This is a genomic window from Peribacillus sp. NPDC058002, from assembly GCF_042886655.1.
GTDB classification, from domain to species: Bacteria; Bacillota; Bacilli; order Bacillales; family DSM-1321; genus Peribacillus; species Peribacillus aracenensis.
Map to the genome: position 1 here is coordinate 1 of NZ_JBHVQU010000132.1, position 10235 is coordinate 10235.

General features: G+C 38.8%; 8 protein-coding genes and 1 pseudogene. 5 read left to right on the top strand and 4 right to left on the bottom strand.

The window, feature by feature from the left end; all coding sequences use genetic code 11:
* Together ACFVSH_RS18525 and ACFVSH_RS18530 are read right to left on the bottom strand one after the other, a co-directional pair.
* The coding region (locus tag ACFVSH_RS18525; protein ID WP_387707244.1) for a cytochrome ubiquinol oxidase subunit I at window positions 1–1167 on the bottom strand (1167 nt) is incomplete at its 3' end.
* A 553-nt stretch (window positions 1168–1720) separates the two neighbouring features.
* Window positions 1721–2227 carry an acyl-CoA thioesterase gene (locus ACFVSH_RS18530; protein WP_387599281.1) on the bottom strand — a complete coding sequence of 169 codons (507 nt, stop codon included), beginning with the start codon at window positions 2225–2227 and terminating at the stop codon, window positions 1721–1723.
* A 113-nt stretch (window positions 2228–2340) separates the two neighbouring features.
* On the opposite strand from ACFVSH_RS18530, the pseudogene ACFVSH_RS18535 reads away from it, so the two are divergent.
* A pseudogene (locus ACFVSH_RS18535) lies at window positions 2341–3034 on the top strand (IS1595 family transposase); the annotation flags it as partial.
* Window positions 3035–3149: 115 nt separating this feature from the next.
* On the opposite strand, the gene ACFVSH_RS18540 reads toward ACFVSH_RS18535, so the two are convergent.
* Window positions 3150–4187, bottom strand: a complete 1038-nt coding sequence (locus tag ACFVSH_RS18540; protein ID WP_387707246.1) for a serine hydrolase domain-containing protein — start codon at window positions 4185–4187, stop codon at window positions 3150–3152.
* 639 nt (window positions 4188–4826) lie between these two features.
* Between ACFVSH_RS18540 and ACFVSH_RS18545 the strand changes: the two genes are divergently transcribed.
* Entirely contained in the window at window positions 4827–6278 is a 1452-nt protein-coding gene (locus ACFVSH_RS18545) for a flavin monoamine oxidase family protein (protein WP_387599275.1), read from the top strand.
* 13 nt (window positions 6279–6291) lie between these two features.
* On the opposite strand, the gene ACFVSH_RS18550 is transcribed toward ACFVSH_RS18545, so the two are convergent.
* On the bottom strand, window positions 6292–6681 hold the full coding sequence (locus tag ACFVSH_RS18550) for a Ger(x)C family spore germination C-terminal domain-containing protein (RefSeq protein ID WP_387598267.1): 390 nt from the start codon (window positions 6679–6681) through the stop codon (window positions 6292–6294).
* A gap of 176 nt (window positions 6682–6857) precedes the next feature.
* Here ACFVSH_RS18550 and ACFVSH_RS18555 point away from each other — a divergent pair, with 176 nt between their 5' ends.
* The 3 genes from ACFVSH_RS18555 to ACFVSH_RS18565 form a co-directional block, all read left to right on the top strand.
* Window positions 6858–8384 (top strand): spore germination protein, encoded by a 1527-nt coding sequence (locus ACFVSH_RS18555; protein ID WP_387598264.1) that lies wholly within the window; start codon window positions 6858–6860, stop codon window positions 8382–8384.
* A gap of 19 nt (window positions 8385–8403) precedes the next feature.
* Window positions 8404–9495 carry a GerAB/ArcD/ProY family transporter gene (locus tag ACFVSH_RS18560; protein WP_387598261.1) on the top strand — a complete coding sequence of 364 codons (1092 nt, stop codon included), beginning with the start codon at window positions 8404–8406 and terminating at the stop codon, window positions 9493–9495.
* The coding region (locus ACFVSH_RS18565; RefSeq protein ID WP_483878306.1) for a Ger(x)C family spore germination protein at window positions 9492–10235 on the top strand (744 nt) is incomplete at its 3' end. The genes ACFVSH_RS18560 and ACFVSH_RS18565, both read left to right, overlap by 4 nt.

Here is a 10235-nt window from a genome sequence, read left to right on the forward strand (position 1 = left end):
CCTGTATATCGTCCATGGCTGTCTGCCTGTACAAGCAAAAATCCAGCCGCATTCAATCGAAATCACCGAAAGCGGACCTGCAGCTACAAACAGCCAGAGAACCCATTTCGGATAGGTCTCCTTTTTCAGCCATTTATTCCATACCAATGCAAACAGTGCTAAGGCGATTAAGCCGGAACCGATGATGACCATGGCGTTGAATAAGATATGGACATAAAGCGGCGGCCAATACTCTTCAGGAAAATCGTTCAAGCCGGTCACGACCGTATCGAAGCTGTTTCCGGATAGAAAGCTTAATAACCAAGGGAATTCAATCCCATACTTCACTTCCTGGGCTTCCCTATCGGTATAACCGAACAAGGTAAGCCCGGCATGATCCTTTGTTTCAAACAACCCTTCAGCCGCCGCCAGTTTCTCCGGCTGTTCCCTATATAAATGCTGTGTAGTCGCATGACCGTTCAATGCCGTCAAAAAAGAAAAAACCAACCCCAATACAATACTGAGTCTCAGTGCTTTTTGGTGAAAATTAAATTCAGCAGTGCCATATTTATTTTTTAGCATCTTATAAGCTGCAACTGCCGCTACGACAAAAGCACCTGTCGTATATGCAGTCAGGGCCGTATGACCTGCCGTCACCAAGAAACTTGGGTTGAAAAATGCCGCCCAAGGATCGACATCGACAATTTCCCCATTTTCAAACCGGAACCCAGCCGGTGTCCCTTCAAAAGCATGGACATTAGAAATCAAAACCGCCGAAGCCATTGCGCCGAATGCAACAAAGAATAAACTTACGATACGGGCCCATGGCTTAATTTTTTCAGCAGCATACACGTAGATTGACATGAATAGCGCTTCAACCATGAATGCATAAATCTCGATTTGGAATGGAAGCGCCATGACACGTCCGATCACCTCCATGAACCCAGGCCATAATAGAGACAGTTGCACACCCGCGATCGTACCAGTCGGAATCCCGACCCCAAGCAAAACCCCTAATGTTTTGGTCCAGCGTTTAGCCATGACAACATATTGTAAATCCTTTGTCCTTTGATACATCAATTCCGCTGCCAACATCATCATCGGCAACCCGACGCCAATCGTTGCAAATATGATATGTACAGCCATATTCGTCCCGAACATCGCACGGGCCATTTGTATATGATCCATACTGTCTTCCTTTCCAACCTTTGTCTCTTGGTAGTATCTCCTCTGTAAAGGAAAATATTTAATAATATTCCACAAACTAAATATTCATGGTTTTGCAGAAAGACAGTATTTTACTTGATGATGTTTTTGGTTGATTGTTCTATTAAATATTCTATCGAGGTTATTATTGGGATATATCTACTCCCTTTAAGATTGTAAACGGGACACCGTATTGATTGGCAGCCTATGTACCAAGCGGGGAAATATAGAAGGAACGTGCAGTATATTGTATTCGGGCCGGACATCCTTTTGGCTTGCCAGAACCACCTGTTAATTTCTGGTTCCGCGCTACGAACGGATCACCGTACAAACAACATTGATAACACTTTTGAGGATTGCATCTCTAAAGAACTATGTATTCATTTTTATAATTCCTTCAATAAAAAAGACACACATACACTACAATATAGTAGTCTATGTGTGTCTTTGCGGGAGTTTTCAACTTGATCGATATTGTTGAGGATTGCCACTTTCCTTCCATGCACCTCGTAGGTTAAAAGTCGCTATATGAAAGTTAAGGATAATCTACGCTTAAAAACATAGCCACATCTTTGCTTTTTTGTTTTCTCTGTTGCCGCATACTTGCCCGATCTAATGCCGTTTCATGTAATTTTTTTTCTTCTTCTGACTCCGGAATAACTTTTGGAACACGTGTTGGCCGTTTATGTTCATCAAGTGCAACAAATGTTAATAGAGCAGTCGCTGCAATTCTACGAACACTGCTTTTTAAATCTTCAGCAATAATTTTTACAAAAACCTCCATTGAAGATGTACCAGTCCATGCCACATAAGATATAAAACACACTGAATCCGTTGTACGAATGGGATGTAAAAAGTCAACGGAATCTGTTGAAGCAGTTACACATTCACTTCGACTATGACGTGCTGCCGAGATCGATGCTACTTGATCGACATCACTCATTAATCTGCCGCCAAATAATGTATTATGATTGTTCACATCATTTGGAAATATACGACTCGTTCTTATCACCCTTGATTCTCTGCAATATTTTGCTTCTATAAACCCGTCCTCCTAAAACATGGGAGCTGAAATCATCACCTATGTAAACTTTTAGTATATGGTTACATTATGATGCAATTTTGAGCTTTTTATCCTTAAACGCTATCGGCGGCGTACGTAGCCTAGTATTCCGAGAATGCGCAGCTTGCTTATCATATGGAAGTACATCTGTAAAACGTAATGGGAAATATCGTTCAAGGCAACGCTATTTATGTAGGGATTGCAATAAATACTTCAATGATATGACTAATACTCCATTTTCAGGCTCTAAATATCGAAAAATGGGTGGAATATATGAGGTTTATGATTGAGGGTGTAACTCTACTCAAGATAGCTAAACGCTTAAAACTACATATCTCCACTGCATTCTATTGGAGACATAAAATCTTGAACGTAATAGATCGCCTCGGCTTCAAACAATTAGAAGGTATTGTAGAGAGTGATGAAACATTTTTCGTGAGGAGAAAAAGATAAAAAAAGAGGAATTTCTAATCTTAAGATTGCCATAGCAGTAGCTCAAGACCGCAATGGGAATATGGTTGCACGTAAAGCAGATACAGGGCGGGTTACAGCTGAAGAAATTGATGCAGTGATGGGTGATTTTATTCATCCATTTGCTTTGTTATGCATTGATACCTCAACAAACTATAAAAATTCCGCTAAGATAAAAGGCTTGCTGCACGAGACGATTAATGAACGTCATGGCTAGAAATAGGAAAAAATATGGCATTTGATAAACGAGTTGAACAAATGCTTATTTCAGCTCCAAAAATCAATTATCATCCTGTTGAGACATTCGGAAGTTAACCAGCTTTCGTGGTTCGGTGTAATAAAAGACGCTCAGAGCATTTTTACTCTAAGCATGATAATGCATGTGATCCGGATACTCCATTAAAGCCCTTGTTAGCTGAATAGCAAATATTTAAAAATGATAAGCATTGTAGACTTCACCAATAATACCTTTTAATTGATGAACATCTAGATAGGTATTTATCATTATGACTAATCCCGTTTCTAAATAAGGATAAGCCACCATCATACATTGAAAACCAACACCCCAACCAAGAGATGAAATTTCAATTCCCTTTTCGTTTTTATCTAGGAAAGCTCCTAGTCCAGTCCACTCCTTACAACCTTGGGGATTTATAACTTCAATTGCTTTACTTACTGAAAGCTTAAGCTTACTTTCACCATTTAAAGCATTCATTAATTCAATGACCAAAAGAGCTAAATCTGTAGGCGTTGTCCATAACCCAGAAGCTGCTGGATATGGATAAATTGGATATTTTCCATTTACTAATTCTCCACTTTTGTTGTGGCCGCAAGAGAAATATTTTTTGGTTGCTTCTGATGTTGGAAGTTCAAATTTGCTATTTTCCATATTTAATGGATGAAAAATATGTTCATTCATTACTTTCCTAAAAGGTTTTCCAGTAACGTCTTCTATCAAAAGCTGTATAATGCAAAAACCTGCGTCTGAATATTGAAAGGTGCTCCCAGGCTCATACTTAATTTCAATAGGAGCTTTACAATAGGGTGTTCTTCCTTCTAATATCTCGACCATTGTGGGGTTTTCCATCCTCGAATTGAGATCAATAAAACTTCCTTCGGGGTCAATAACACCAGATTGGTGACTCAGTAAATTTCTTAAGGTGACTTTCTTATTTTTATTTAGTTCATTAAGAGGAACTTTCCACGATAAAAGTTTTTCATTAACATTTTCATCTAGATCAAGAATCCTTTGTTCCGTCAATTTCATCACTAGAATTGAGGTTAAAAATTTACTGATTGAACAAGCGCTAAAAATAGAATTACTTTCCACACTTTTATCTGTTTCCACTTCAAGTAAACCGAAGCATTCTGTACTTCTTATGTTACCACCATCAATTGCTGCAATGCTTAATCCAGTTACATTATAATCTTCCATAAGCTTTTGAATGTTGATATTTTGTGTTTTGATACTAACAACCCCCAGATTAACTCCTATGTACAAACGTTTAAAATGCAACTCTATTAATCTGCCCGTTTATTTAATAAGAATCACTTATATTTTACCATAAAATTCAAGTTGTTAGTTTTTTCTCCTGAGAGCAACAATCTTTTAGAAAACAGCCTTTAGAAAAGAATCCTTTAAGGGCAAAAGTTCACTCTATGTTTCTATCAATTGATTTTCTGTAATAGAAATACGGAATACTATAATAAAAACCTTTGTTTTTTCGAAATAAGGCTACGAATAGATTCCTTCGTTATTGTTCAAAAAAGCTGAACACTTCTCCTATAACCTTCTAAATTAAATTCGTCTCGATTATAAATCGTAGAATTTAGATAGTTAGCTTCCCAAAAAAATGGCACCATTTATTAACAATATATCAACATTTTCAGCTTCTTCCCCTTTGAATTTTCTAAAAATTGAGTATTCCACATAAAGGATAAACCTAGAGGAATATGATAGCAATAATGATTCATGACAAATTATTGAAGATTCTTCATAATTGGTAACCCAATAGGAATAAGATAGAATAAATCCCATATAGGAAGTGTAACAAGAGAGGAGAACAACACTTTGTCCTTTTTCAAAGATCCGCTATCACCCGATCAAATGCTTGCTGTTATCAGAAATGGCCTAGGGTCTTCCCAGATCCCCAAAAAAATCATTATCATTGGTGCCGGCATGTCTGGATTGGTTGCAGCATCCCTTTTAAAACAAGCAGGGCATGAGGTTACGATATTGGAAGCAACCGGGAGGGTCGGAGGACGTATCTTGACCATACGTGAACCATTTTCAGAAGGTTCCTACCTTGAAGCCGGTGCCATGCGCATTCCTAATTATCATTACTTAGTAGTTGAATACATCAAGAAGTATGGTTTACGAGTCAACACTTTTGTTAATGCGACTCCAAATGATCCCATTTATGCTAACGGAATCAAAACAACCGCTGCCATATATCAACGGAATCCGGATATACTTAGGTACCCTGTAGCTCCCCATGAAAGAGGTAAAACAGCTGAAGAATTACTCAACATGGCAATTAAGCCTGTGACTGACTTCATCAATCAAAACCCACGTAGAAATTGGGAAATAGTCATAAAAGAGTTTGATAAATACTCCATGAGCTTCTTTTTGCAGTACAATCCAGTAGGAATGAGCCTTTCAACAGGGGCGATTGAAAGCATCAAAGTCCTGATGGGATTAGAAGGATTCCCGGAACTTTCTTTTCCTGCCCTACTTCGGGAGCTTATGCCACTCTTTAATCCAGACATAGGATTTTTTGCAATCGAAGGGGGAAACGACCGGCTTCCTTATGCTTTTCTACCTGAACTGAAGGATAGTCTCAACTTCAGATATGAAGTGACAAAGATCATCCAACATGATAATCAAGTAACCATCCACTCTAAACATACTCAAAGCCAAAACCCCTTAACGGTTACCGGTGACCTTGCCATCGTGACTATCCCACTTCAATTGTTGCAATTTATAGATATTGAACCCCGGAACTCCTTTTCCCATAATAAGTGGAAGGCAATAAGGGAGCTCCATTATGCTGCGTCCACGAAAATCGGACTTCAGTTTACACATAGGTTTTGGGAAAAGGAAGGAATCTTCGGTGGTAAATTGAGCACCGATTTACCGATTAGATTTTCTTATTATCCCAGGCAAACGAGCAACCAGAGTGAATCCGGTCTCATCTTAGCAAGTTATACATGGGAAGATGATGCCACTTTGTGGGATATACTTCCTGAGAATGACCGTATACAACACGCATTGAAAAATTTGGCCCAGGTCCATGGAAAACAAGTATACGATCATTTTTTATCAGGGGCTTCTTATAGCTGGACAATGAATCAGTATTCATACGGTGCTTTCTCCATGTTTAAACCTGGTCAGGAAACGGACTTGTTTCCATATATCCCAACACCTGAAGGAAGGGTCCACTTCGCCGGTGAGCATACATCAACCGTTCCAGCATGGATTGAAGGAGCCGTTCAATCCGGCATCAGGGTTGCACATGAAGTGACGAATCTGCCTGGAACATTCAGTGAGCCTTTTTAAAATAACCAATCAATCAACTAAAAGGCACTTGACATAAAACCTTCCCATTTGGAAGGTTTTCTTTTGACCAGTCACTATATCCCTCCTTTGAAACTACGTCTACGACCCTTATATCCACTTCTTGATGAATGACAGCATTACTGAAAATTTCGTCCCATTTCTTCTTATTTTTCATCCAAAGCTTTGGATGCTGATTTTCCACATACCTAATATTGATCGTCAAATGATCCCCGTTCAATTCCGTCTTGATTTTCTTCCTAGTCCTATTGATCACTTCAACACATAATGGTTTACCGTGTTGGACCGCTTCGATTAATCCTCCCTTTACCTCACCATTCAACCAATTTAATGCAGCTATATCTTCATCACTCATGACCCCGGCCAACTTTGAATTGTTGATCACCCCTGCACCCTCCAAAATTAATTTCCCGCCCCTAATATCAGCGGCCTGAATGGCTAAGGTCTACCCTCTCCGTAGAAGGTTCACCAAACGTTAATCCAATTTAATATGGAAATGGTTAATTTGTAATTAAATTGCAAATGCTAGGATAACTAGCTTTAGATTAGAGGTGACAACATTTGTTTAACCGCGGAAAATTCAAAAAAAAACCCAATCAACCAAACGATAAAAGTGATGAATTAAATAAAACTTCAGAAGTAAGGGATCTTTTCAATACCCTTTCTTCATCCACTGATTTCGTAAACCACCAAGGAACATATAATGGCATAGGATATTGGGTATCCTTTTATCGCTCTTTAATCGATGCAAAGGAGCTTCACGAAAGTATTCTTTCTGTCATACCGACTCTGGAAACGATAAATTTGGAGCAAATAAAGGAAAACGTACCTATTGAAAATACACTGATTTCCAGTACCAAGATTGTAATCGAAGAAAGGATCATGAGAGGCGAAATTGCACTTCGCTTAGATGAAAATCTTGATGAATGCCTATTAATCAATGTTGCAGCCCAAATAGGAAGACAAGTTGAGAAGCCTGAACTCGAATTTGGGATCATAAGTGCTCAAGAAGCGTTTGTCGAGGATATTGATACTAATCTGAATCTAGTTAGAAAAAGGCTGCCTATCCCTGGATTGCAAGTAAGTGAAAAGACTGTGGGGTCATTGTCTAAAACAAAAGTGGCAGTGTTATCAATAGAAGGGATCGTTGATCAGGAAAATGTAGATAATGTTATACAAAGGATCAATGACATAGAATTTGATGAAATATTGGATGGGTCCAATCTCGCGCAAATGCTATATGATAATTCAAATACCTTATTTCCCCTTTTTCTAAATACGGAAAGGCCTGATCGCATCGCAAGCGCACTGGCTGAAGGTAAAGTAGCCTTGCTAATCGATAGGTCATCCTCAGTACTCATTACTCCGACCATTTTGTTGGAATACTTTATAACCATGGAAGATTATAATATGCCTTGGGTTCCGGCATCTGCTTTCCGGTTATTAAGGATATTCGCGGTCGCTTTTTCGATATTTGCCACTCCTATTTATGTAGCCGTTCTTACTTATCACTATGAACTGATCCCTAAAGATCTTTTGGAAACGATCGTCACTTCAAGGAACTTAATCCCATTTCAGCCATTGATCGAAGCATTATTCTTGGAGATTTCCATAGAGCTATTACGGGAAGCGGCTGCCAGGCTGCCAACTAAGGTGGGTCAGACATTAGGCATCGTCGGCGGTATCGTAATCGGTCAAGCAGCCGTTGTAGCTGGTTTGACCAGTAATATCTTATTGATCATCGTTGCCCTCTCGGCATTGGCATCATTTGTTACTCCTATTTACAAAATGGGTAATGCCATACGGCTGCTGCGGTTCCCCTTTTTAGTGGGAGCCCAAATTTGGGGGGGACTTGGCATAATCATTACGGCCGTGTTTTTGATGACCCACCTTATCAAATTAACGTCAATGGGACACCCGTACCTTGAACCCATATACCCATTTCGTATGCAAGATTGGAAAGACAGCTTTGTACGTCTTCCCTTTAATGTTTTCAAGTCGCGCCCTGTAAATTTACGTCCTGATGATAGATCCAGACAGCCACAGCCAAAAAAAGCCAGAATCAAAAAAAATGATTTTAATGAATGATCTTAAATGAGGGGCCTGTATGAACCAAGCTGGTGTTAATGAAAAATATAAGGTATCACCGTTCTATGTGTTTTTTTTAGTGCATTCCATGCAAACGGGAGTAGGCGTTTTAAGTTTTCAAAGAGTTTTAGCAAAGTCGGCGGGAACTGATGGCTGGATTTCGATACTACTTGCCGGACTGATCGTTCATATATTGATCTGGATCATATATAAAATATTATGTATCGTCCCAGGTGATATCATTTCTGCCAATAATCATGCATTCGGAAAATGGATTGGGAATTTTTTCAGTCTATTATTCATTCTTTACTTTTTGGTCCTTGGGATGGATATGATTAACAGCTATATAAATATCATACATGTTTGGATGTTTGAAGCGGTAGCTTCTTGGGCGTTTACAGTGGTTTTCTTGCTTCTGATTTATTATATAAATACGGGAGGCTTCCGAACAATTACGGGAATTGCCTTTTTAAGCGTCATTTTGTCTTACTGGATTTTCTTTGTCCTATTTTATGCCATGAAATACTCTGAATTCACCAATTTACTCCCTATATTCGACCACAATCTATTGGATATACTGAAGGGAACCAGAAGTACTTCCTTGACTTTTCTTGGTTTTGAAATGATCCTGATGTTTTATCCGTTCATCAAGGATGCTAAAACATCACAAAAATATGCTCATGGAGGGGCATTAACAACAACCTTATTAACCGTTTTCATTTATTTAGTTTCACTGATTTTTTATTCACACAAACAGTTGGAGCTGACTATCTGGCCGACACTTACAATGACCAGCATTGTCGAACTGCCCTTTATTCAGCGATTTGAATATATAGGAGTTTCTTGGTGGGCCATTTTTGTCATACCCAACATGACCATCTGCTTGTGGGCTGCCAGCAGGGGTATCAAGCGCATATTCAATGTTCAGCAAAAGTATCCATTATGGGCGATATCCATTATTATCCTTCTCACTAATATATTTGTTTTTGATCAAGATTCTATATATATATTGAACAAAATCATCAATCCATACGCCGTGCTTTTCCTTACATTACATTTGCCTCTTCTTTTAGCCATCATTTATATAAAGAAAAGGAGGAAACGTTTATGAGAAAATTATTTCTTGTCATCTTGGCTTTTCCCCTCCTTTGCAGCTGTGCCGAGCCAAGAGTGGTTGATGAAGTCGATATGTCCCAAGCCATTGGCTACGATATACGAAAGGATAAAATAATTGAAGGAATGTTCATCATCCCTATCTTCCAACAGGACAAGATGGGTATGTATCAAATCTTAACTGGAACATCGACAACAACGAGTGATGTTCAGGCTATCGTATCCAAAAAAGCGGATAAGCCGGTGATGCTTGGACAGACACGCATCGTTTTATTTAGCGAAAAAATCGTACATGAAATAGGAATGACAGAATTGACCGACTATCTCTACCGTGAGCCTCAACTTGGAAACAGGGTCTTTTTGGCCATCGTTGAAGGAAAGGTCAAGGATTTCGTAAATACAAAACCGCCAAATACGAATGTAAATATTGGAGTCTATTTATCGGATTTGATCAATCAACAAATTGAAACAGGGAACGGCCCGGATACAAACCTCCATCTTTTTTTAGGAAACTCTCTAGAACCAGGCGGCGATTCGTTTCTTCCTTTGTTTAAGTTAATTAATAAAGAAGTTGCAGTATCAGGAGTGGCCTTGTTTCATGAAAATAAAATGGTCAGTAAAGTTCGAACGGATGATATGTTCATTTTCAAGACATTAGTTCAAAACCATAGGCGGGGGATTTACAAATTCAAATTAAAAGACAAAAATAGTAGCGATATCGTAGTGGAAAGTATACGA

What these genes read in the sequence shown, in the direction of transcription:
- ACFVSH_RS18545 (WP_387599275.1), top strand. Translation starts at nt 4,827, where the DNA reads ATGCTTGCTGTTATCAGAAATGGCCTAGGGTCTTCCCAGATCCCCAAA.
- ACFVSH_RS18560 (WP_387598261.1), top strand. Translation starts at nt 8,404, where the DNA reads ATGAACCAAGCTGGTGTTAATGAAAAATATAAGGTATCACCGTTCTAT.